Below are 24,317 nucleotides of genomic sequence, written 5' to 3'. Positions count from 1 at the left end.
CCTAAGTCACATCGAATCCTTAAACATCAAGGTTCGATGTGATTTTTTTTCAACTTAGAATCAACAAGACAGACATGAAGGAGGGCACAACTGTGACTACACCTAATCGTACTCGCGTCACCGTAGACATCTACGGGACTTCTTATAAATTGGTCGGCAGCAGTGCCGAATATATGAAACAGGTTGCAAGCCTGGTTGACGAAAGAATGAACGCCATATCAAAGACCCATTCCAGACTGGATACGCCGAGACTTGCCGTTTTGACTGCAGTACATATGGCAGAGGAATCTTTGCAGGTTCAACAGGTTAAGAATGAGCTGAAGATGGTAACTGGCGAGAAGACACAGCTGGGAAGCGAGTTGGCTAAGCTTCAGGATACCTATGAACAGCAGATGGAGAAATTAAAGCAGCTCGAACAAGCAAGAGCTGCTCTGGATAAAGAGAAGCAAAATGCCCAGCAGGCACTCGCCCAGCTGGAGAAGGTGCGTAATGAAGAGCAGCGTGCATTAAAATCTCAATTGGAAGAAGCGCTGTCGAAGACACTCCTTCGAGAGGAGGAGCTGAAGAAAGCGGAACACAGCTATAATGAGCTCCTCAATCGTTCGCAGCAGAATGAGAAGAAGTGGCAACAGCAGACACAGCAGAAGCAGAAAGAGCTGACAGAGCAGTTTGAAGCAAGGCGCAAGAATGAAATTGCCGAGCAGGAAGCGAGGCATAACAAGCTTATCGAAGAAGCTGCTGCCAAGGAGCGGGAGCTTCGGAAGCTGCTTGAGCAGAAGACCGCACAAGCGGACAAAGTTCTGGAGGAGCGGAATCAGTTAGAGTCAAGACTGCAATCGGAGAAGGCAGCACTTCAGAAACAGCATGAAGCCAAGCTGAAGGAACTAACAGATCAAGCAGCAGCTAAGTATGACAAGCTGGAGCAGCAGCTGAATCTGAAGGAACAAGAATGGCAGAAGACGCTCAGTTCCAAGGAGCAGGAATGGAAGAATGCACTGAAGGCGAGCGAAGATAAGCTTGGTCAGTTAAATATCAAAATTCAAGAAGTACGGACATCGGCGGATGCGCGTATCCTCCAAGCAGAGGAGGATGCTGCAGCGAAGTTAAATGCGTTCAAGGAAGAACAGCTTCAAGAAGTCGAGTCCATCAAGGCTCAGGCAGCGGCCGAAGCGCAGCAGGTTGATGAAATAACACAGATGCTGCTGGATGAAGAGGCTAAGGGTGCCGATCTCCTCAAAATCAAGGCTCAAGCTGAGGAGCAGATCAAGGTGCTGGAGAAATCCGTTAAAGAATTGAATAGTCAGCTTCTGCAAGCAGACAGCGATCTTGCCGAAGTCAAGGAAGCTTATGAGGAGCGACTGAGCGAATCGAAGAGCGAGATGGAGGAACGGCTTAAGGAAGCGGAGAGCTTGGCTGTTCAAGAAGCGGAGCGAGCGGAAGCAGCAGCTTATGAGCAATATCGAGAAGAGCTGAACTCCGTTAAGGAAGAGCTTATGCGTTCGCATAATGAGCGAGAACATAAGCTTAAGCAAGATATTGAACTGCTTCAGAAGCAGCTTGAGGAAGAACGGGCTGAAGCGGAGAATCAGCTTGAGGAAGCTCTTGCCCAGCTTGCTGAGGAAGAAGATAAGCTGAAGGGGCTTACCGGAAGATTGGAACAGGAGCAGGCTCGTGCTACCGAGCTTGAATCCATTGCTTCACAAGGGCAGGATACGATCCTTAAGCATACTCGCCGTATCCAGGAGCTTGAACAGCAGATATCCGATGTGAAGAATAACAGTTCCTCCCTTCAAGCTAAACTCCGCACAGCGGAGCAGGAGGCAGCCAAGGCACAGGAGACGGCTGAGCAGCTCAAGCTCAAAATACAGGATGCAATAGATAAAGAAGCTGCAAGCGCTGCTCAGCTTCGCAAGGTCCAGGAACAGCATACCGTCAGTCAGCGCGAGATTTCCAGTCTTAAACAGGCAGGTGAGAAGGCTGAGCAGGAACAGCGGCGACTACAGAAAGTGCTGGAACAGGCTCATGCGGCAACCCGGCAATTGCAGAACGAGGTAGCCTCCCTATCGGGCAGCGAGAAGAGCTGGAGAATGGCAGCCGAGCAGCATAAACAAGAGATCAGTGAGCTGGAGACAGAGCTTCTTGAAGCGACCGAACGTTTGGAGCAGACACAAGCAGAGCTGCAAACTGTACGCAGCGAGCTGGAGCAAGCAGCTGTAGAGATGGAGCGTGTACAATCAGAACGAGAAGCACTGTCCAAACAGCTCCCGGATCTGCAGAAGCAATATGAAGCACTGCAGGCTGATTATGAGCAATCGGTTAGTCAGGAACAAAAGTACAAGCAGCTCATTTCAGAATACGAACAAGAGCAGGCTAATATTCGCAAACAATGGCTTGCTATTGAATCCGAGCATGTCAAAGTCAAGGATCAATTGTCGAAACGTCAATCTTTGCTGAATGAAGCTGAGGAAGAGGCGATTGAATGGCAGCTCAAATACGAGGAGCTTGAGGAAGCCGTATCCTCACTGCGTGCGGAGCAGAACCAATGGAATGAACATGAGAAGAGCTTAAGGTCTGAGCTCGAAGAGTGGTCTCATAAGGAGCAGCATTGGATGCTTCTTCAGGAAGAAGCGCTGCGTCAGAAGCAGGAATTCCAGTCCAAATATGAGAAACTGGCTGCACAGCAGCAGGAATGGGAAGAAGACCGCAGCAAGTTAGCTGATGAGGTCAGCAGCTGGCAGAAGCAAGTTGCCGCAGGTGATGATCGGCTGGCTGAGCTGGAACGACAGAAGGATACAGCCTTATCTAGCTTGAATTCCTTACAAGGGGAGAAGAAGGCCCTTGAGTCCGAATTGCAGGATGTCGTTGAACGTTACGAGGTAACGGCTCACCAGCTGCGGCTTCTTGAAGTGGAGCGTGAGATGCAGCAGGACAAGTCGGAGAATCTGGCTCATGAATATCGCCAGCTGCAAGATGAATACACGAAGCTTCAGACAGAGTATAACGAATGGATCGAGCTGATTGAGCAAGATCAGAGCTGATTCATTCTCTATAGAAAAAGCCTGTCTTAAACATCTAATCCGATGCTGGACAGGCTTTTTACCCATTATTCTTCTACTATGATTTTAGATATCATTGTGGAATGACCCGTGCCGCAAAATACGGAACATGCGATTTCAAATTCACCCGTTTCTTCCGGTGTGATGACTTTTGATGTTGTATTCCGATCAAGCTGAAGGCTTAGACCGGGTACAATGATTCCGTGGTTTCCTTCTACATTCTCATATACGACACGAACAGGAACTCCTTTTTTGATGCGATACTCTGGTTGATCAAATTCGTAATTCGTCGCTTTAATGACGATTTCGTCACTTGCAGCAACTTCAGGCTCAGTGATACCGCCGCCTTGATCCTCCGCAGGATTTTGACCGCACGCAGCGAGCACGAAGAGCAACATCAGGGTGAACAGCAGAAAGCTGGCTTTTTTCATAACGCAGTGCCTCCCAAGTAATGGATAAAATAATTATGCATTACAATGATACCTCAGAAGGATGGGGGCTGTACATTTTCTTATGTGAGAATTTTGCAAACAAATCGCAAACAGGGTGATGTTCATCCATGTTACGGAAGAAGCAGTAAAGCATGAAAAGAGTCTCCTTACATTAATAAGGAGACTCTTTAAAACGAGTGCGCAGATGATGATACATCTGCTTAATTATTTGCGATTTCCTTTTGCTGCATCAAACGGGGTTGGTACAAAAATGTCAATGATCCCGATGACTAGTGCAGCAAGGATGGCTCCAAGGATACTGGCGGAAACGTCGCTAACGATATATTGAGACAGCCATATAACGAGCGCACTCACCAAGAATCCGACGATCCCGCGGCCAAACGGCGTAACTCTTTTACCGAAGATGCTCTCGATGACCCAGCCTAACAAAGCGATCACAACGGCCAAGATCAGTGCACTGCCAAATCCACCTACTGAGAATCCCGGAACGATCCAGCCAACAAGTAACAATACGATTGCGGCTACAATAAACCGGACTATAGCTCCTAAAATGTTCATGATTTTGTCCTCCTTTTTTAATGAACAGACTCCGTATGCAATATTATTATGTAACAATACCGCATTTCTTATGTGCGGCATCATTCTCAAATGGCACAAGTCCTGCTCTTTCGCTATAATACAAATAGAGCCCGAGAGGAGTTGTCACATTGGATTCAAAAATTTTGCATACGTTAGAATATCGTAAAATTTTAAATACATTATCTCTATACACGCAAACAGAGATGGGTAAACACAATGCTGAAAATTTAGTTCCGATCAGCGATCTTGATGAAGTTAAAAATTTGCTATCTGCAACTGATCAGGCCGTTAATGTGGATCGATTAAAAGGGATACCTTCCTTTACCGGAATTGTGGACATCGGTTCTGCGGTGAAGAGAGCTCGAATCGGTGGAACGCTAAGTCCTCATGAACTGCTGTCCATCCATAATACGGTTCACACCGCACGAAGACTTAAACGCCTGCTTGATGGAATGCAGGAAGAAATTCAGATGGACAAGTTAATCTTTCTGAGTGAACAATTGTCAGAACAAAAACCACTCGAGGATGCGATCAAATCATGTATTGATGATTCGGCAGAAGTATTGGATTCGGCGAGCGCTAATTTGTCGCAAATCCGTCGTGAACTGCGAACGGGTGAAGCAAGAATTAGAGAGAAGCTCGATTCCATGATCCGCTCATCTTCGGTGTCCAAGATGCTTCAAGATCAGCTTGTCACCATTCGTGGGGATAGATTCGTCATTCCGGTTAAGGCGGAATATCGTGCCCATTTTGGGGGGATTGTTCATGATCAATCCGGATCAGGTGCAACGCTCTTTATTGAGCCTGAATCCATTGTTGCTATGAATAACAAGCTTCGTGAAACCAGAATGCGAGAAGAGCGAGAGATTGAAGTGATTTTGCAGAAATTGACGGCTCTTGTTGGAGAACAAGCGGACTTGCTTGTCATGGATGTCGATTTGCTGGGAGCATTGGACTTTATTTTTGCAAAAGCACGTCTTGCCAGGGAAATGAAAGCAACCCTGCCTATCATGAATGACCGTGGCTTCATGAAGATCAAAAAAGGACGTCATCCGCTTATATCCATTGATAAGGTTGTTCCAACGGATGTCGAATTAGGCAATTCATATACATCCATCATTGTTACCGGTCCAAATACGGGTGGTAAGACAGTCACGCTCAAGACGGTAGGTTTGCTTAGTCTGATGGCCATGTCCGGCTTGTTCGTATCTGCAGAGGATGGAAGCCAGTTATGTGTATTTGATGCCATATATGCCGATATTGGCGACGAGCAGAGTATTGAGCAGAGCCTTAGTACTTTTTCAAGTCACATGACGAACATCATTCGAATATTGTCGGAAATGACACCGAAGAGCCTTGTGCTTTTTGATGAGCTTGGGGCAGGTACCGATCCTTCAGAAGGCTCGGCGCTCGCTATCGCTATCCTTGAACATATTCATTCAACCGGATGCCGTCTGATTGCGACGACACACTATAGCGAATTGAAGGCTTATGCATATGAACGCAAAGGCGTAATTAATGCGAGTATGGAATTCGATGTGAATACATTGAGTCCGACCTACAGACTATTGCTTGGCGTTCCGGGACGCAGCAACGCATTTGCCATTGCAGAACGTTTGGGACTTCCGGCTGATATTCTTGATTATGCCCGCGGAGAAGTAACAGAGGATGATCAACGGGTCGAGAATATGATTGCTTCGCTTGAGCAGAACCGACTGACAGCAGAGCAGGAGAAGGAACGTGCGGAGAAGCTGAGAAAGGATCTGGAGCAGCTTCGGGATCATCATGAACGAGAGATTATGAAGCTCGAGGAACAGCGGGACAGACGGATCGAGAAGGCGGAGCAGGAGGCCCGGGAGATCATTGCCAAAGCTCGCCAGGAGTCAGAGCAAATTATTAGTGATCTACGCAAGCTGGCGCTTCAAGAAGGAGCTTCTGTTAAGGAGCATAAGCTCATAGCTGCACGCAAAGCATTAAGTGATGCCGAACCCGCCGAGCGCAAGAAGAAAATTAAAAAAGTGGCTCAAGCTCGGAGAATCGAACCTGGTGACGAGGTTAAGGTTGCTAGTTTGAATCAGAAAGGTCATGTCGTTGAGTTAGCGGGCAAAGAAGCCTTGGTTCAGCTTGGCATTATGAAAATGAAAGTAGCACTTACCGATTTGGAGCTGATCGATACACCTCAGGCTCAGAAGCAAGGCGCGGGCGCAACAAGACATGTAACAGGTGTCAAGCGAACACGTGATGAGCATGTCAGATCTGAGCTCGATCTCAGAGGTGCCAATCTCGAAGAAGCCTTGGTTGAGGCAGACCGGTTTATAGATGAAGCCTTCATGGCTAATTTGGGTCAGGTTTACCTAATTCATGGCAAGGGAACCGGCGTTCTCCGTTCTGGAATTCAGGAATATCTTCGCAAACACAAGAACGTTAAGAGCTACCGTTTAGGTAACTACGGAGAAGGCGGTACAGGAGTTACCGTTGCTGAACTGAAATAAATATCTTATTACAGGAGGCACCCATGAAAAATTTAATCAGGGCCCTGTTTGCTGCGGCTGTTATTTTTTTCGTAGCAGGGATCGTGTATATGATGAATGGGTAATAGGCGAAGATGAAAATGGGATAAGAAGAAAGGATTGAAATAGAGTGGAGACTACTGTATGTCCATGGTGTCAAACTGAAATTGTATGGGATGAGGAATTAGGACCTGAAGAGGAATGCCCGTATTGTAACAATCCCCTCCCATTAGAGGGAACGGTTGAAGTGGGAGAGGATACATTGAAGGAAGAAGCCAAGGCTTCTGATAAGAGCGACTCCAAAACCGAGCCACTCGAAGGATATCGGACTCTAAATGTGACTATTACAGAAGATGAAGAGGAACTGCTTCACACGGAATCTGATCAGACAAACGAATCGGACGAAGATTACAGTAACCTGTGGGAGGATGAGACAGATACGATTCTTCCAAGTGTACGAGCATTGGATGCTTATGAAGATTATGGTCTGAACATGGCGAAGTATGGAGAGAGTGTTCAATCCTTATTGGATCATCAAGAGGAAGTCCCTGAATGTCCAAACTGCCGTGAGTTCATGCTCCATACCGGAGTAATGACGGTGAAGACAGATCAGTTTGTTCCTGTCCAATCTGTGATTCAACCATTAGAAGCGCCATTTGGCATCCAGATGTATGTATGTCCTGCTTGCTTTACGACCACACATAGTCTGGCCACCGAAGATCGCCTGCGTATGGTGAAGCGGCTTAGCTCAAAATAACAAGTAAATTAATTTTTCGTTTGACGTACAAAAAGCACATGTCTGCTTCATAGCAGCATGTGCTTTTTTAATGCTCGCCATATCAAAATCCAATTTACGGTAAATAATTGAACGAAACAATTTTTTATACTTGAAGGGACATATTAAGGGTTGATTGTTTCTGGGGGAGACACGCTTGTGCCCCCAAGCAATAAACATAATTTGTGGAGGTGGATTAGCATATGATTAAAACTCCTCTCGACAAACAATCGCGGCTTCTCCTATTTATTAATGGGCTGTTTGTTCTTGCTGGTGCTCTGTCTGGTACTTTTCTTAATGTTTTTCTATGGAAAAGCAAACAAGATTTTGCCATGATCGGCTGGTTCACCATCAGTCAGCAAATTGGGCTGGTATTCACGTTTTGGCTTGCTGGGAAATGGGTGAAGGAACACAACAAAATGAATGCGCTTCGGTTGGGCATTTTGTTATCGGGCATGTTCTATCTGCTTGTCCTTGGTTTGGATAAGCATGCAGTGGATTATATCTGGCCGCTAGGCTTACTGCTTGGAGCGTCCCTTGGATTGTTTTGGCTTGCCTTCAATGTCGTTTACTTCGAGGTCACTGATCGTGATAATCGTGATGTCTTCAACGGCTGGGTAGGCTTGATTGGATCATTTGTCGGGATTATTGGCCCATGGATTTCAGGGATGATCATCTCCTTGTCCTATGCAAACCAAGGGTATCGGTATATCTTCATGATTTCTCTGCTCGTATTTGGAATAGGTGTTTTGTTCAGTTTTTTCTTAAAGAAAAGGAAAACGGAAGGCACGTACAGCTGGAAAGAGCCTATCAAGCAATTAAGCGAAAAGGGGAACCCTTGGAGATGGGCAGCTCCTGCACTTGCTGCTCAAGGGATTCGAGAGGGGGTATTCTCATTCTTGGTGAACCTGCTCGTGTACATTGCGACAACGCAAGAAGCAAAGCTGGGACAGTTTTACCTGATCACCTCCTTCGTAGCGTTAATTAGTTACCATGTGGTTGGGAAATGGTACAAGCCGGGTTATCGCTATTACGGGACTCTGGTTGGTGCGGCTTTACTGTTCTTCTTCACAATTCCACTATTATGGACTGTAAATTACGGAACGCTACTTCTGCAAGGGGTAGGCTCAGCTATTTTCATGCCATTTTATATTCTGCCCATGATTTCATCGGTGTTTGATTTGATGGGAACGAGCGGTGAGAATGTGTCCAAGAGGGTTGAGCTTGTCGTATTGCGAGAAATTTGTCTAACGCTCGGGAGAGTAGTCGGCATTGTTATCTTTATTGTTGTTCTTGAGATTAATCAATCAACTCAGACAATCACCTGGCTTATGATTATTCTGGGTCTGTCTCCTGTACTAAGCTGGTTTATAATCCGAAGGCTGTTACAAGTTCAGCCGGTCAACAAATCAGCAGCAAAGTGAACTCATGTGCATAGCACATAATCATTTGTTCGACAGGACAAGCTACGTATAGGCGCTATGTAAAGATCCCCTTGAATGGATAAGTGCTATTCAGGAGGTCAATAAACTGTACTTTCTTAAGGAGGATATTATGCAATCACAACAGATGCAGGCCATTACCGGTAAAGAACTCAGTTATATAAGCGATTCATTGTCCAATGAAAATTTGCTGATTAAACAGTGTGCTGCCACAGCAGCAAGTATTCAGAACCATGCGATTATACAAGTCCTCGAGCAGCATATCATGGCGCACAAACAGCATGCAGATACGCTGATTCAGTCACTGGAGCAGCATCAACCATTGGCACCGACGCAACCTATGAGCTAACGAAGGAGGAATACACATGAACAATCAGCAAAATAATCAATTTATGCCCGAAAACGATCTGATGCAATCCATTCTAGATAACCTCAAGAGAACGGTAAGAGAATATACGACAGCTACTACAGAAGCCGCTTGCCCTGAAGTTAGACAGATGTTCACCAATCTCACGATGGACACGCTCAAGCTGCAAGGTCAAATATTTAACGCAATGCAGCAGCATAATATGTATCAGACACCGGGCAACGCACTTCAAATGGATCTGAACAAGGAGATCCAAACGCAAATGCAGACGAAGCAGGAACTTGCGCAGTTTATTCAATCTAAAAATGTTGCAGCAGGCAATGCTCCCTATGTACAAAAGCCCAACGTCGATTTACACACGCCGAATTACATGTAAGGCCGATGGTGGCTGCTTGAAGTTGACACTTCTTTTAAATACGCAGCAACGAAATTTGTCCAATTCACTCGAAAGCCGTTATCTTCTGTTGATTAAAGGGAGATACGGTTTTTTTATTTGCAGTAATAATAAATTCATGTAATATTATACTTAATCTTCGATAAGAAGTGTTGCATGGCCCGTTAGAGCGGACCCGTATAACCACTGGAGGGAAATGCATGACAGAACTCAATGATTTGAAATTGAAAGTACTTGATTTGCTCAAAGAAGATGCAAGAAGAAGCCCTGCACTGATCGCGACGCTCCTTGGAGCCTCGGAGGAAGATGTGAAGAGTGCGGTAGCGGAACTTGAAGAAGACAATGTTATCGTTAAATACGCAACGGTTGTAAACTGGGACAAAGTGGATGATGAGAAGGTAACCGCCCTAATTGAAGTACAGATTACACCGGAGCGCGGCAGAGGATTTGAAGGGATTGCGGAACGTATTTACTTGTATCCACAAGTCAAATCGGTGTATCTCATGTCCGGCGCGTATGATCTTCTTGTCGAAATTGAAGGACGCAATCTGCGTGAAGTGGCTAACTTTGTATCCGAGAAATTATCACCGATCGATTCGGTGCTATCGACAAAGACGAACTTTATTCTGAAGAAGTACAAACAAGACGGCATTATTTTTGAACCGCATCAAGAAGATAAGCGGCTCTTGATTTCGCCATAAAAGGAAGTATGAGATATGTTAATTAACCAAGATCAGCAGAAGGATGCACAACCTAGGTCGATGAGTTCTTATCTCGCTCCTCGTGTTCAGCAAATCCCGCCCTCGGGGATCCGGAAGTTTTTTGATCTCGTAGGTGATAACAAAGGAATCATATCACTTGGTGTGGGTGAGCCGGATTTCATTACCCCTTGGCATATGCGCGAGGCCTCAGTATATTCACTCGAGCGCGGATTTACAAGCTATACTTCAAACGCTGGAATGCCTGAGCTAAGAGAAGCGATCAGCGAATATCTGGATAAGAACTTCCATACGCCTTATGACCCTAAGGATGAGATCGTTGTTACCGTAGGAGGCAGTGAAGCCATTGACCTTGCTTTGCGAGCATTGATTGTTCCGGGAGATGAAATCCTCGTACCTGAACCATGTTATGTAGCTTATTCACCTATCGTATCCATTGGCGGGGGTGTTCCAGTAGGCGTCGAGACCAAGGCAGAGAATGATTTTAAGCTGACGGCGGAGGCACTCGAAGCCAAGATTACCCCCAAATCAAAAGTTCTTATATTGTGTTATCCAAGTAACCCGACAGGGGCAACGATGACATATGAGGACTGGCTGCCCATTGCAGAAGTTGTGCAAAAGCATGATCTAATCGTCATATCCGATGAAATTTATGCGGAGCTTACTTATAATCAAAAGCATGTCAGTTTTCCTTCAATTCCAGGAATGCGTGATCGTACGATTCTGGTGAGTGGATTCTCCAAGGCTTTTGCAATGACCGGATGGCGGATTGGTTATATGTGCGGACATGCTGAACTGATTTCGGCAATGCTCAAGATTCACCAATATACGGTAATGTGCGCGCCATCCATGGGACAAATTGCAGCGCTTGAAGCATTAACAAACGGCTTGGAAGAGAAGGACCGGATGATTGAATCTTACAATCAGCGCAGACGGTTGATCGTTCAGGGTTTTAGAGATATCGGACTGGATTGCCATGAACCGCAAGGAGCATTCTATGCGTTTCCGAGCATCCAACAGACCGGTTTATCGTCGGACGATTTTGCTCAGCGACTGCTTACGGAAGGAAAAGTAGCTGCAGTTCCTGGAGGTGTTTTTGGAGCTGGAGGAGAAGGCTTCATACGCTGCTCTTACGCTACATCTTTAGCTCAGCTTAATGAAGCTTTGGAAAGAATCGGAAATTTTGTTTACAAACATGAGAATCAGGTTTAATAAATATGTAAGCATAACAAATATTTTCCGAAAAATGTCACTTTTATCACTGTTATATGTTAAGTTGTATGTTATAATCCATTAGGATATAGATTCTGGGGAGGGGTTACCTTGTTTTGTGCTGAATATGATTTGCCGACATATCGTGGTCAATATGCTGTTGATAATGAAAGCAGCGGAACTTGGCTCACCAACTCGGAGAAAGCATCTTCTCGTAGTCTTTCTTTGGAAGATGAAATTCATATCCTGCGCAGCAAGATGGAACGAATCTTTCTGGAAGAGAAGTCATTTACTTCGGACGTTGTGATCGAAATCAGCAGTTTGCTGGATTTGAAAATCAATGAATATATGAAAGCCTATCCTAAAAAAGCTTAGCTTATATGATGTATAGAGAAGACCCAGCCAAGGGTCTTCTTTTTTTGTCTATCTTAGTTGTGATATGATGTGAAATAAGGGAAAAAAGGAGGAGTCATATACATGCGAGGCAGATGGAGTATGGCAGCTATATTGGCATTATGTGTCGGATTTTTATCTGGCTGCGGCAGTGAAGATAAGTTCTCCATATTTATGATTGACAACCAAGGTAACATGTCTGTTATTGCCGAAGAACTTGAGACAAAACTGCAGGAGAAGATCGGAGAAACTCCCGTAATAGAAATCTCTGCCAGCCCAATGTATTCCAAGGAAAAAATATTGGTGGAGTATGCAGCAAGGGAACATGATCTCATTATTTTGCCGGAAGAGGATATGAAGATGTATGGCAGAGATGGATCCAATATTCCCCTCGAAAATGATTTCGATCAGGAAACATATAGCCGCGGCGTCTTCGAAGGAGGGACGTACACCCGAGATGAGAACGGCGATCTGTCTAGTGACCCTGTCGTAGGGGAGCACTTATTCGGAATTCCGCTCGAAGAAATGTCGATGTTCATAGATTTGCAGTATGCAGCGAAGAATCTGTTTGCGACGATTCCAATCTCGACTCAGGATGAGCAAATGTCTATCGAAGTTTTAAAGGCGCTTACAGAATAGGATGAAGGAACTGCTCAGCAGGGCTGTAATTTATTTTTGAGGTAGGTGGTTTTATAAAATGCTGATTATGGTAACAGGTGGATTAAGCAGCGGTAAAACCCGATTTGCCCTTTCCTACGCCTCAAGACTAGCCCGTGAAGGGATCTATGTTGCAGCAACTGACAATCATGACAGGCTCGATGAGCTGAGAGCACCTGCCAGACTTCGTACAATACATATAAATGCTGGACACTCACTGCCGGACGTGCTGGATCATATTAATCGTGAATCCAACTTGTTTGCAGCGGAGAGACGAATCGTCGTTATTGATAGCTTGACGGCTTGGCTCGCAGGTGAAATGAAATCATGCTGGAATACAGCAGATCGAATAAAAATCAAGGCTAAAGTGGAATTGTTAAAAGAGGTTATTGTATCCTATCAGGGATTGCTTCTCATCGTGACAAATGAAATGCATGGAAGCCTCCACCCTTCCAAGGAAGAGAAATGCTTTGTCAGCTGGATGGCTGACGTGAATCATTTGATAGCTTCAAGAAGTGACCAGGTATTTGTACTGAACTCAGGGATTGCGGCGGAAGTCAGCAAGGGTCAGATACGCTATTAATTGGAGGTAAATAATGAAAATATATACCAAGTCGGGAGATAAGGGCAAAACATCGGTTATCGGAGCAAGAGTGTCCAAGGATGATGATCGAATTGAGGCTTATGGAACGATCGATGAGCTCAACTGCTTTGTAGGTCAGGCAATCAGCCTTGCCGAAACCGATTCGAAGTACGATGATCTGTGTAGAGAGTTAAGTCAAATCCAGCAGGAGCTGTTCGATTGCGGATCAGACCTTGCTTTTGTAAAGATTGAAGAAGGGAATTACAAAGTATCTGCTGAGCTGGCTGGCCAGCTTGAAGAGTGGATCGATCTCCATCAGGAAGAGAATCCTCAAATTGAGAGGTTTATTATTCCAGGTGGGAGCCCATTTTCTTCAGCCTTGCATGTGTGCAGGACGGTATGCCGTAGAGCAGAACGTCGCGTGGTAACACTGGGTTCACATACGGATATTAATCCAGCTGTAAGGCTGTATATGAACCGCTTGTCGGACTATTTCTTTGTGATCGCCCGTACAGCTAACGTTCGTGCAGGCATTTCTGACGTTGAATATATTCGAAGTAAAAAGGTGTTCCGCAGTAAATGAAAACGTATTATGAACCTATTATCTATACCGTACAACCAGAAGATGAAGGGATGCTGCTGAAGACGATCCTGCAGCGCAGACTAGGAGTTTCACGTAAGCTGATGTCGAAGCTTAAGCTGACAGAACAGGGGATACAGTTAAACGGTGAAAGGGTATATATTAGTGTCAAAGTTCGTAACGGAGATCTTGTAGAGCTGCGTATGGAGAAGGAAACATCGACAGATATATTGCCCGAGAATATTCCCTTCGACATATTGTATGAGGATGAGCATCTGCTCGTCGTGAACAAGCAGGCCGGGATTATTGTTCATCCGACGCATGGACATTATACGGGAACGCTTGCGAATGGAGTTGTCCACTATTGGGAACAAAAAGGGGAACAGGTTCGCTTTAGACCTGTGCACCGGCTGGACCAAGAAACTTCAGGCGTGCTATGTATCGCCAAGAACCCCTATATTCATCAGCATATTTCAGAACAAATGATTGCGGGCACTGTTGATAAATACTATACGGCCATTGTGTTTGGTAATCCTGTGCCTTCTGAGGGAGTCGTGGATGGACCTATTGATCGCGATCCGAATGAGCCTCATCGCCGGATCGTAACGGCAGATGGTTATCCTGCTAGGACTTTATATCAAGTAGAAACAGTATATAAATGGGCCAGTAAAGTACGCATCAAGCTTGAGAGTGGACGCACGCATCAAATAAGAGTCCACATGAAGCATGTGGGCTGCCCGTTAATCGGTGATTCGTTCTATGGACAAGCTGAACCGGATTGGTCTGACTCGTCCAAGGCGCTGCTTGCACTGGGTCACACTTGGATTGATCGTCAGGCGCTTCACGCAAGCGAGCTAACAATCGTTCATCCAATTACAGGCCAAAGAGTACGGTTTATCGCTCCACTGCCTGAAGATATACAGGCATTGGATCAGAAGCTAAAGACAACAATTGATAGTTATTAATGAGGAGAAATTAACGACATGAGTAAACTGACAGTATATCAATATGCAAAATGCGGCACCTGCCGCAAAGCTGTTAAATGGCTGGAAGAGCGTGGGCATGAGCTTACGCTGATTCCAATTTTTGAAGAGCCTCCAGCCCCAGATAAATTAACAGAGCTGGTTAATAACAGTGGGCTGGATCTCAAAAAGTTCTTTAACACCAGCGGCGAAGTATATAAAGAAATGAACCTGAAGGACAAGCTGAAAGAGATGTCCAGCAAGGAGCAAATCGAGCTGCTGGCCGCAAACGGCAGATTAATCAAGCGTCCGATTGTTACTGACGGCAATAAAGTATCTGTAGGCTTCAAGGAGGAGCAGTACCAGGATATGTGGAGCTGATTGCCAATTTTAGCATAAGGAAGCAGCGTTCTTTCTAAGCGATTAACCCCCAACAGTGGATGTAGCTGTGCTATAATACGGGGAGTAAAGATTAGGATGGAATAGAACAGGAGCGTTAACAATCGTGAGTATAGAAACAAAAGATCAATCGGTATTATTAGTCGATGGTATGGCAGTGTTGTTTCGGGCGTATTATGCTACAGCTTCAGGCGGTTATATTAGACGGACCAAGGACGGTATTGCAACCAATGCGGTATATGGATTCATCCGTTATTTCTGGGATGCAGTACAGACCTTTAATCCGACACATGTGGTATGCTGCTGGGATCTTGGCGGCGGAACGTTCCGCGGCGAACATTACGCTGAATACAAAGGAAACAGACCAGAAGCTCCGGAAGATCTTGTACCACAGTTTACTATGATTCAAGAAGTAATGGATAGCTTGGGTGTTCCAAATATTAGTGCTGCTGGTTATGAGGCGGATGATTGTCTAGGTACACTCAGCCGTTCATACAATGAAGAGCTGGATATGAATGTGATGATCCTGTCTGGCGATCATGATTTGCTTCAGCTTGTAAACGAACGAACCAAGGTTATTATTATGAAAAAAGGTCACGGCAATTATAAGGTATATACTCCGGAATCGCTGTATGAAGAGAAGCAGCTGCATCCACGGCAAATCATTGATATGAAGGGCTTGATGGGAGATGCAAGCGATAACTATCCGGGCGTGAGAGGAATCGGAGAGAAGACTGCGATGAAGCTGGTCCAAGAGTACGATTCCATTGAAGGAATTCTTGAGCATATGGATGATCTATCTCCCTCAATTCGCAACAAAATTGAAGCAGATATGGATATGCTCCATTTATCACGCAAGCTTGCGAGAATCCATTGTGAGGTTCCTGTTGCTTGTTCGCTTGAGAACAGTCTGCTTGTTCTGGATCATGCGCAGATCATCAGCAAATTTGAAGAGCTGGAGATGAAGAGTCTCTGCTCATTGATGGGAGTAGCGATCGGCTGAGTGAGCTTTTTCTTGCTGATCAGGATTTACTAGGCAATATGGAAGTGGAGTGCTGGCTGTTAATGGCCGGCACTCTTTTACATAAAAAATAGCATATTACCGATTGACCTAAAATCGATTTCGGGAGATGATAGTACTTGAGTTACATATCCTGAAGGTCCAAACATGTCGGTAAGCGATTACATAAAAGTGAAAGCAAATGATAGACGGAGGCGTTTAAATTGACGAGCGATGTTGCATCTTCCCGTGTGGTTTCGTTAAATGTAGGAAGTAAAGTAAAGATGATGAATGGCAGCAAGGAGATATATTCAGCGATATTCAAATCCCCTACAGCGGAGCAGCTGTTCTTATCCAGAACAGGATTTCATGGTGATGAACAAGCAGATCTAGTCAATCATGGTGGTGCAGACAAGGCGGTATGTGTCTTTAACCATCAAGCATACGCTGTGTATGAAGATTTGCTGGGACGTGCTCTAGATCCTGGAGCGTTCGGCGAGAATGTTACGGTATCGGGATTTGGTGAGACCGATGTATATATCGGGGATACTTTTCAGCTGGGTGAAGCGGTCGTACAGATCAGCCAGCCCCGGGTGCCATGCTTTAAGCTTGGACTGAAACATCAGCACAAAGAGCTTCCGCTTCATTTTCAGACGACGGGATTGACAGGCTACTATTATCGCGTATTGACAGAGGGCAATGTGTCTTCAGAGGATTCCTTGACGCTGCGATCAAGAGAACAGGATTCCTTAAGTGTAATGGAGGCTAATGTTATAATGCATCACCGGAAGTCTGATATTAGCTCTATTAAGAAATTGCTATCGCTCTCCGCTCTTGCAGCAAGCTGGAAAGAAACACTCAGCAAACGGCTGGCAAAGCTGGAGACAACCTAGAACGATAACGGAGGGGTAATCATGGGAGTACTTGGTGCAATAGAAGCTGGAGGAACCAAATTTGTATGCGGTGTAGGCAATGAGCAGGGTGAGGTATTTGAAAGAGTCAGTTTTCCGACAACTACGCCGGAAGAGACGATGGCTCAAGTCATTTCTTTTTTTGAACAGCATGAGATTGAGGCGCTTGGTGTAGGCTCTTTTGGACCCATTGATCCCATCAAATCGAGTCCTACATATGGTCACATTACGACAACACCAAAGCCCTTTTGGGGCGGTTATAATATAATCGGGAAATTGAAAGCGCATTTTCAGGTTCCGATGAATTTTGATACAGACGTTAATGGAGCAGCTTTAGGGGAATATACCTGGGGAGCGGCAAAAGGACTGGACAGCTGTATTTACATCACGGTAGGTACCGGCATTGGGGCAGGAGCCGTAGTGTCCGGGCAATTGATCCACGGCTTGTCACATCCTGAAATGGGGCATATTAGTGTAAGACGTCATCCCGATGATACCTACGAAGGATTTTGTCCATATCATGGCGACTGCCTGGAGGGGATCGCTGCAGGTCCTGCTATTTCTAAACGTTGGGGCAAACAAGGGATAGAGCTTCCTGCAGATCATCCGGCATGGGAGATGGAGGCTTATTATCTGGCTCAAGCTTTGGTAAATTACGTTCTGATTCTCTCTCCGCAGAAGATTATTATGGGCGGCGGTGTCATGAAGCAGGAGCAGCTCTTCCCTCAAGTGAGAGCACAGCTGAAGAAGCTGCTCGGAGGATATGTACAGCATCCAAGCATTATGGAGCGAATCGATGAATACGTCGTTTATCCTGAACTTGGTGATAATGCAGGGATCTGCGGAGCGCTAGCGCTGGCCAAGCTGGCCAAAGAAGAAGACGTAAAAATTGAATTGGGCTTGAACTAGAACAATTAAAATTTTGACCGCATAGCATTTATGTTCTTGAAATATTTATTAATTATGGTATGATGTTGACTAACAGAACAGTACGGAATCCAAGAGGAAGCACCTCTCTCGCATTTATATGTGGGAGGGGTGCTTTTTTTGTTATTTTATCGTACGTGCTGGGCTGACTTAAGGAGGAGGGCAAAAGGCTATGAAGATTGTATTTATGAATCAGCTTTCAAATACGGTTCCTGGAGTGGAAGTGAATTATGCACAGTTGTGGATTGGAGAAGAAGAAGGATTGTGGAAGCTGGGCTGGAACAAGAACAGTTTGGATGAAGATGTGTCAGACATCTGGTATGAAGGTACCTCATGGAATGAGATGATGCATATTTATCGCTTGCAGCTGGCAGTCAAAATGAGTGAGGGATATAGACCCCTCATTGAAGGTGTGTTTCATGAAGCAGGTGACACAAGGACGAGAAATCAAGGAGCGACCAAGCTGCAATGCTATAGTGAACTTTACGGACGTGAAGAGTTATACCAGGAATTGTGTGTATGGCGGAGAAGGAAGGCTCAGACAGAGCGTAAAGCCCCTTATTTTATTGCCAGCAATCGGTTGCTTCGGATGATCAGTGCCTATGTTCCGCATACGCTGGAGGAGCTGCGCGAGCTGCCTGGTGTCGGTGATAATAAGGCGGCTGAGTATGGGGAAGAGATACTAGCTATTACTGTAAATGAAGCAAGAGAGCATGCATTTCCGCTAGATTGGGTAAATGAAGTGCTGAATGAAGAGGAGTATGAAACCTGGGTATTCAAGCAAAAGGAGCAGAAGTATAAGCAAGAGCTGGAACGTTTTACTCTGAAGAAGACTGTACTAACAGGTATTGCAAGCAGTCTTTCCTTGGATGAGATCAGTACAAGCTCTGGATTGACACGAAGAGAATTGGTCGATTTTCTTGAGGAGCTGGAGAAGGGCGGATATGATACAGAAGCGCTGATTGCCAAGGAGCTAGTATGGATGACCGATGAAGAGCAGGAGCTGATATGGAATGCATATGACGAGCTGGGCACGGGCTTCTTGAAGCCGGTACTGCAGCGTGTATATGGCGAAGATCCTACTTCTGTCGGGCCGCTGGATCAGCTGTACGAGCGTCTGCGTATGGTTCGCATTCGGTTTAGAAGACAGACAGAAGCAGATCGACAGGTCGGATAGATTATCAAAATAAAGGGTCCGAACTCTGTCTAGGACAGCTCCGGACCCTTACGTATCCATATGATAATGACGGAGATTTCATATCCAGTCTTTCTTGCGGAAGATCCAGTACATGGATAGACCGAGTACGACGATCACTCCAATGACGATAAAATAAGCATATTTATAATTTAATTCCGGCATGTTGTTGAAGTTCATCCCATAGATTCCTGTGATCAAAGTTAATGGCATGAACACCGTAGTGATCGCGGTGAACACACGCATAATTTCATTGGCACGGTTTGAAATACTAGATTGATAAGCCTCTCGCAAGTTACCCATCAGATCACGGAGCGTATCGAACGTTTCAGATATTTTCACCGCATTTTCATAAATGTCGCTGAAATATTTCTGTAACTGGTCATCAATAAGCCGCAGATCTTTTTTGTTGAGCGTATTGATGACTTCTTTTTGTGGCGACAATGCCTTTCTTAACCACAGAATTTCGCCTCGAAGTCCAATAATTTCGTTCAGATGCGACTTCTTGGTATGCATCAGAATGTCTTCTTCCAGCTCATCAATCCGTGCTTCAAGCCGGTCACCGACTGTAAAATAATTGTCGACGATCGAATCGACGAGGTAATACAGGAAACGGTCAGGTGTGCTGACTTCTTCTTCCCACAGTATAGGCTTGAGTGTGCGCAGCTCATTGACCTTCTGCTTCGTAACGGTAATGATGTAATGTCGTCCAAGAAAAAGGTTTACGGCACGCAAAAATATTTCTTCATCATCAAACCGGATGCTGTTAACGACGATAAAATAATGGCTTTCATATATTTCAAGCTTTGGACGCTGTTCTTCCTCACTGAGACAGTCTTCAACGGCCAGATCATGCATGGAGAAGAGCGGCTGCAGCACAGCCAGATCATCGACATCTGCATCAATCCAGTAGAATCCTTCAGCGGGAGGAGTAATGGTATCTTCAATGTTGTCAAACGGAGTAAAAACCCCTTCATTCACCAGTCTTATTTTCATGTGTATCCACTCCTTATTAATCTCCCGTAAACAGCTGAATAGCGAAGGAAAGTGAACGCATCAGTGCTGGACAGGTGAAGGGCCACACAAATTAAGCAGGTATAGAGAAGAGGATTCGCTCGTAAAATATGCACTCCCGTCCACCCGGCAAGCTGATGGTACATCCTATATGGTTATCTTTATTCGGCTGCCAGTTAGGCCTCGGGTCGCCTTCCATTTTACGTCACCCCATCATTTTTTATATTTAACACTTGACTAGTATAACGCTCTCGAATTAAGCAATCAAGAATGAAAATATTACACTATTTATATAGGCAGTCTATGTATATTAAGCGAAACGGGTGCTTTATCTTCTTGGGCTGTCGTCTGGCTGTCGTCTGATCCTATTTTTGAAATTCCAGTTCTTGACGAATATCGCACTAATCATTATAGTAATGGTTATATGACAACAAAATATAGCGAAATCTTATCAAGAGTAGGTGGAGGGACTAGCCCGATGATACCCGGCAACCGGCAAATATGCACGGTGCTAATTCTTGCAGTCGTCTGATCTTATTATTAAGGCTACAGACGAATTGAGAGATGAGAGAGGCGCATTTTCGAATACGAACAGATGACCTTTCTCGATTACCGAGTAAGGTCTTTTTGTGTTAGGACGAAATATTCTCGCTCCCCCATGCTCTCATGATATTCGCTCTTCAAACACCACTAAAGGAGGAGTATTAATGCCAATTAAAATTCCAGACGCTTTACCAGCCAAGGAAGTGCTTGCAGGAGAAAACATCTTCGTCATGGACGAAAGCCATGCGTACAGGCAGGATATCCGGCCCCTTCGTATTGGGATACTGAATCTCATGCCTACGAAGGAAACGACCGAAACACAGCTGCTCCGCCTGATCGGTAATACACCAATTCAAGTCGATGTTGTGCTCATTCATCCCAAGTCTCATGTATCCAAGAACACGTCTCAAGAGTATCTGGATATGTTCTACAAGACATTTGACGAGATTAAGCATCTTCGCTTTGACGGCATGATCATTACTGGAGCGCCCGTTGAGCAAATGGATTTTGAGGAAGTCACCTATTGGGAAGAGATCCAGCAGATTTTTGAATGGACCAAAACGAATGTAACCTCTACAATGCATATATGTTGGGCCTCACAAGCCGGTCTATACCATCACTTTAATGTGCCGAAGGTGGGCCTTCCTGAAAAATGCTTTGGCGTGTTCCATCATACGATCAACAAATCTCATGTGAAGCTGCTCCGAGGCTTTGATGAAGTGTTCCTCGCACCGCATTCACGGCATACGGAAGTGACAAGAGAGGATATTGAGCAGGTCCCTGGTCTTGAGATCCTGTCTGAATCAGAGGAAGCCGGGGTTTATATCGTAGCTACTGAGGATGGGAAGCAGATTTTTGTAACAGGCCATTCCGAATATGATCCATTATCTTTGAAATGGGAGTATGATCGGGATAAGGACAAAGGGCTTGATGTGAAGCTACCGTATAACTATTTTCCAAATAATGATCCTTCAAAGGTCCCGCCATCGACCTGGAGAGCCCACGCCAATCTGCTCTTCTCTAACTGGCTCAACTATTATGTATACCAAGAGACGCCGTATGATATTGGACCACAAATTTAAGTTGAATTCTACCTAACTTAGAGGAGGATGTTACGAATGGGAGACAATAAACTAAACATTGAAAGCCGATTAGCACAGATTGGGTCAGTGAAAGAGCCGGTGACGGGGGCAGTTAATTTCCCGATCTACCAATCTACTGCCTTCAGACATCCAAAGCTTGGTCAAAGTACTGGATTTGATTATATTCGTACGACGAATCCAACCAGAAAGGTTCTGGAAGAAGCAGCAGCCGAGCTGGAATCTGGTGATGCAGGGTTCGCATGCAGCTCGGGTATGGCGGCAATTATGACGATCTTTGCCAAATTCGGGCAAGGAGACCATCTGATTATTTCGCTTGATCTTTATGGCGGTACGTATCGTTTGGTGGAGAGGATCTTGTCCAAGAACGGCATTACCGCAAGCTACGTGGACACGAATGATATTGACGCACTCGAAAGTGTAAGAAATGAAAATACCAAAGCCATTTTTATTGAGACACCGACCAATCCCCTCATGATGATTACAGATATTGAGAAAGTCTGTGGCTGGGCAAGAAAGCATGGACTATTGTCTATTGTGGATAATACACTGCTTACACCGTATTTCCAGCGTCCCATTGAGCTTGGCGCAGATATTGTTATGCACAGTGCTACCAAATATCTGGGCGGTCATAACGATGTACTCTGTGGCCTCATTGTAACGAAGGGTAAAGAACTGTCGGAAGAGATGGCTTTTCTACATAATTCAATTGGAGCTGTACTCTCTCCAAGTGACAGCTATCAGCTGATGCGCGGTATGAAGACACTCGCGCTGCGTATGGAGCGGCATGAATACAACGCGACCAAAGTGGCAGAATTTCTACTCGAGCATTCACTAATTACAGATGTCTATTATCCTGCACTTACGGATCATGCAGGGCATGAGATTCAAAATAAACAATCCAGCGGCAACACAGGTATTCTTTCCTTCAAAGTGAAGGATGCAAGATATGTGGAGCCGATCCTGAGACATATCAAGCTGGTCGCTTTTGCGGAGAGCTTGGGTGGAGTAGAGTCGCTTATGACCTATCCGGCTGTACAGACCCATGCGGATATTCCGGTGGAAATTCGCGATGCGATCGGTGTTGATGCGAGACTGCTTCGTTTCTCGGTTGGAATCGAGCATATTGATGATATCGTTGCTGATTTAAGTCAGGCGTTTGATAAGGCTCATCAAGAGATTGAGGGAGGCGCAGCACATGAGTAAGACAGACCGCGGCGACTCCTATAAATTTGATACGAAGCTCCTGCATTTCGGGGCAGAGATTGATGAAGGCACAGGCGCTTCCAGTGTGCCGATCTACCAGGCTTCCACTTTTCATCATCATGATATATTCTCTCCACCGGTTCATGATTACAGCCGTTCAGGGAATCCGACACGCCAGGCGCTAGAGGACTATATTGCTTTACTGGAAGGAGGCGTTCGAGGATTTGCTTACTCCTCTGGAATGGCCGCCATCTCCAGTGCACTAATGATCTTCTCTGCGGGAGATCATATTATCGCTACTGAGGATGTATATGGAGGTACTTACCGCTTGCTCAGCACGATTTTGACCCGGATGAATATTGAAACCACATTTGTCGATATGACGGATCTGGACAAGGTCAAAGCTGCATATCGTTCGAATACCAAAGCTGTATTTATGGAAACACCGTCGAACCCAACGCTTCGTATTACCGATGTAGCAGGAGTGACAGCTTGGGCTCAGGAGAAAGGTCTGATTACACTCCTTGATAATACGTTCATGACTCCTTATTATCAGCGGCCGATCGAACAAGGTGTAGATATTGTTCTGCATAGTGCAACCAAATTCCTCGGTGGACATAGTGATGTGCTTGCCGGTCTTGCTGTAGCCCGTACAGAGGCCATTGGCAACGAGCTGAAGAAGCTGCAGAATGGTCTTGGCACGGTTCTTGGTGCTCAGGAATCCTGGCTGCTCATGCGCGGGATGAAGACACTGGGTGCAAGAATGGCACATTCAGAGCAAAGTGCCGCCAAGCTTGCCGCATGGCTGACGAATCGTTCTGACATTGATGCCGTGTACTATCCTGGCCTGATAAATCATCCTGGAAGAGAGATACATGAGAGTCAATCGACTGGATATGGGGCAGTTGTCTCCTTTGATGTAGGGTCGGGGGATCGTGCTAAGCAGGTGCTGAATGCAGTGAAGCTTCCACTGGTTGCCGTAAGTCTTGGTGCGGTGGAGAGCATACTCTCTTACCCGGCGATGATGTCACATGCAGCAATGCCGCAGGATTTCAGGATTGACAGAGGGATTACAGACGGACTATTACGGTTCTCTGTAGGACTTGAAGATATCGATGATCTGATTGCGGATCTGGATCAGGCCTTGGGAGCCAATTAATAATGGCAACGGATAAACGTATCGGTAATCTAAAGTTTATTGTGGAAAGAGAATTCAGTAGTTCAATGTGAACATTGTGATAATCTGAACAAATCTAACTACGGTAGAAGAAGCATGCTTGTAATAGGTGCTTCTTTTCACATTTAACCTATGTTACGATAGACAAGACAATATTTCTATTT

At 45.3% G+C, this 24,317-nt stretch carries 24 protein-coding genes and 1 riboswitch; of the genes, 21 read left to right on the top strand and 3 right to left on the bottom strand.

The window, feature by feature from the left end; translation table 11 throughout:
- Positions 1-92: 92 nt before the first annotated feature.
- A complete protein-coding gene (locus ACFQ3J_RS12215) occupies positions 93-3,038 on the top strand; it encodes a hypothetical protein (protein ID WP_251581878.1) in 2,946 nt (981 codons plus the stop codon).
- A 65-nt stretch (positions 3,039-3,103) separates the two neighbouring features.
- Here the strand turns inward: ACFQ3J_RS12215 and ACFQ3J_RS12210 are convergent, their stop codons facing one another.
- Positions 3,104-3,487, bottom strand: a complete 384-nt coding sequence (locus tag ACFQ3J_RS12210) for a cytochrome C oxidase subunit II (RefSeq protein ID WP_251581877.1) — start codon at positions 3,485-3,487, stop codon at positions 3,104-3,106.
- Between the two features lie 225 nt (positions 3,488-3,712).
- The gene (locus ACFQ3J_RS12205; protein ID WP_091154377.1) at positions 3,713-4,066 is read right to left on the bottom strand and encodes a phage holin family protein; all 354 of its coding nucleotides are present in this window, start codon (positions 4,064-4,066) and stop codon (positions 3,713-3,715) included.
- Positions 4,067-4,215: 149 nt separating this feature from the next.
- On the opposite strand from ACFQ3J_RS12205, the gene ACFQ3J_RS12200 reads away from it, so the two are divergent.
- The 17 genes from ACFQ3J_RS12200 (at position 4,216) to ACFQ3J_RS12120 (ending at position 19,095) form a co-directional block, all read left to right on the top strand.
- Positions 4,216-6,579 (top strand): endonuclease MutS2, encoded by a 2,364-nt coding sequence (locus ACFQ3J_RS12200; protein WP_251581876.1) that lies wholly within the window; start codon positions 4,216-4,218, stop codon positions 6,577-6,579.
- A gap of 148 nt (positions 6,580-6,727) precedes the next feature.
- The gene (locus ACFQ3J_RS12195) at positions 6,728-7,354 is read left to right on the top strand and encodes a hypothetical protein (protein ID WP_379292891.1); all 627 of its coding nucleotides are present in this window, start codon (positions 6,728-6,730) and stop codon (positions 7,352-7,354) included.
- A gap of 224 nt (positions 7,355-7,578) precedes the next feature.
- Entirely contained in the window at positions 7,579-8,796 is a 1,218-nt protein-coding gene (locus ACFQ3J_RS12190) for an MFS transporter (RefSeq protein WP_091159011.1), read from the top strand.
- A gap of 130 nt (positions 8,797-8,926) precedes the next feature.
- A complete protein-coding gene (locus tag ACFQ3J_RS12185; RefSeq protein WP_091154387.1) occupies positions 8,927-9,163 on the top strand; it encodes a hypothetical protein in 237 nt (78 codons plus the stop codon).
- 16 nt (positions 9,164-9,179) lie between these two features.
- A complete protein-coding gene (locus tag ACFQ3J_RS12180; RefSeq protein ID WP_251581874.1) occupies positions 9,180-9,557 on the top strand; it encodes a spore coat protein in 378 nt (125 codons plus the stop codon).
- A gap of 218 nt (positions 9,558-9,775) precedes the next feature.
- On the top strand, positions 9,776-10,276 hold the full coding sequence (locus ACFQ3J_RS12175) for an Lrp/AsnC family transcriptional regulator (protein WP_091154392.1): 501 nt from the start codon (positions 9,776-9,778) through the stop codon (positions 10,274-10,276).
- A 15-nt stretch (positions 10,277-10,291) separates the two neighbouring features.
- Positions 10,292-11,506 (top strand): aminotransferase class I/II-fold pyridoxal phosphate-dependent enzyme, encoded by a 1,215-nt coding sequence (locus tag ACFQ3J_RS12170; RefSeq protein WP_091154394.1) that lies wholly within the window; start codon positions 10,292-10,294, stop codon positions 11,504-11,506.
- A gap of 111 nt (positions 11,507-11,617) precedes the next feature.
- A complete protein-coding gene (locus ACFQ3J_RS12165) occupies positions 11,618-11,881 on the top strand; it encodes an aspartyl-phosphate phosphatase Spo0E family protein (protein WP_091154400.1) in 264 nt (87 codons plus the stop codon).
- 102 nt (positions 11,882-11,983) lie between these two features.
- Positions 11,984-12,538 carry a hypothetical protein gene (locus ACFQ3J_RS12160; protein ID WP_251581873.1) on the top strand — a complete coding sequence of 185 codons (555 nt, stop codon included), beginning with the start codon at positions 11,984-11,986 and terminating at the stop codon, positions 12,536-12,538.
- A 58-nt stretch (positions 12,539-12,596) separates the two neighbouring features.
- Entirely contained in the window at positions 12,597-13,139 is a 543-nt protein-coding gene (locus tag ACFQ3J_RS12155) for a bifunctional adenosylcobinamide kinase/adenosylcobinamide-phosphate guanylyltransferase (RefSeq protein ID WP_251581871.1), read from the top strand.
- Between the two features lie 13 nt (positions 13,140-13,152).
- A complete protein-coding gene (locus tag ACFQ3J_RS12150; RefSeq protein ID WP_091154406.1) occupies positions 13,153-13,722 on the top strand; it encodes a cob(I)yrinic acid a,c-diamide adenosyltransferase in 570 nt (189 codons plus the stop codon).
- Positions 13,719-14,684, top strand: coding sequence for an RluA family pseudouridine synthase (locus ACFQ3J_RS12145; protein ID WP_251581869.1), 966 nt, complete (start codon positions 13,719-13,721; stop codon positions 14,682-14,684). The genes ACFQ3J_RS12150 and ACFQ3J_RS12145 overlap by 4 nt, the downstream gene beginning before the upstream one ends.
- Before the next feature lie 18 nt (positions 14,685-14,702).
- Positions 14,703-15,062 carry an arsenate reductase family protein gene (locus ACFQ3J_RS12140; protein WP_091154410.1) on the top strand — a complete coding sequence of 120 codons (360 nt, stop codon included), beginning with the start codon at positions 14,703-14,705 and terminating at the stop codon, positions 15,060-15,062.
- Between the two features lie 130 nt (positions 15,063-15,192).
- The gene (locus ACFQ3J_RS12135; RefSeq protein ID WP_091159013.1) at positions 15,193-16,083 is read left to right on the top strand and encodes a 5'-3' exonuclease; all 891 of its coding nucleotides are present in this window, start codon (positions 15,193-15,195) and stop codon (positions 16,081-16,083) included.
- 281 nt (positions 16,084-16,364) lie between these two features.
- Complete coding sequence (locus tag ACFQ3J_RS12130; RefSeq protein ID WP_251582724.1) at positions 16,365-16,973, top strand: MOSC domain-containing protein; 609 nt, start codon at positions 16,365-16,367, stop codon at positions 16,971-16,973.
- 21 nt (positions 16,974-16,994) lie between these two features.
- Positions 16,995-17,900, top strand: coding sequence for an ROK family protein (locus ACFQ3J_RS12125; RefSeq protein WP_091154412.1), 906 nt, complete (start codon positions 16,995-16,997; stop codon positions 17,898-17,900).
- 190 nt (positions 17,901-18,090) lie between these two features.
- Entirely contained in the window at positions 18,091-19,095 is a 1,005-nt protein-coding gene (locus tag ACFQ3J_RS12120; protein ID WP_251581868.1) for an HRDC domain-containing protein, read from the top strand.
- A 78-nt stretch (positions 19,096-19,173) separates the two neighbouring features.
- Here ACFQ3J_RS12120 and corA read toward each other — a convergent pair whose 3' ends face one another.
- Positions 19,174-20,109 (bottom strand): magnesium/cobalt transporter CorA, encoded by a 936-nt coding sequence (gene corA / locus ACFQ3J_RS12115; RefSeq protein ID WP_091154419.1) that lies wholly within the window; start codon positions 20,107-20,109, stop codon positions 19,174-19,176.
- A gap of 463 nt (positions 20,110-20,572) precedes the next feature.
- Positions 20,573-20,698: riboswitch (SAM riboswitch) on the top strand.
- A 136-nt stretch (positions 20,699-20,834) separates the two neighbouring features.
- Here corA and metA point away from each other — a divergent pair.
- Genes metA through ACFQ3J_RS12100 form a run of 3 tightly spaced genes read left to right on the top strand, consistent with a single transcriptional unit; the run spans position 20,835 to position 24,135 of the window.
- A complete protein-coding gene (metA, locus tag ACFQ3J_RS12110) occupies positions 20,835-21,752 on the top strand; it encodes a homoserine O-acetyltransferase MetA (RefSeq protein WP_047909997.1) in 918 nt (305 codons plus the stop codon).
- 36 nt (positions 21,753-21,788) lie between these two features.
- Positions 21,789-22,976, top strand: a complete 1,188-nt coding sequence (locus ACFQ3J_RS12105) for an aminotransferase class I/II-fold pyridoxal phosphate-dependent enzyme (protein ID WP_251581867.1) — start codon at positions 21,789-21,791, stop codon at positions 22,974-22,976.
- Positions 22,969-24,135, top strand: a complete 1,167-nt coding sequence (locus ACFQ3J_RS12100; RefSeq protein WP_251581866.1) for an aminotransferase class I/II-fold pyridoxal phosphate-dependent enzyme — start codon at positions 22,969-22,971, stop codon at positions 24,133-24,135. The genes ACFQ3J_RS12105 and ACFQ3J_RS12100 overlap by 8 nt, the downstream gene beginning before the upstream one ends.
- Positions 24,136-24,317 lie beyond the last annotated feature (182 nt).

The sequence above is a fragment of the Paenibacillus provencensis genome, assembly GCF_042678545.1.
Taxonomy (GTDB): Bacteria; Bacillota; Bacilli; order Paenibacillales; family Paenibacillaceae; genus Paenibacillus; species Paenibacillus provencensis.
The sequence above is the reverse complement of the archived record's forward strand: the minus strand, read 5'-3'. Positions and strand labels throughout refer to the sequence as shown.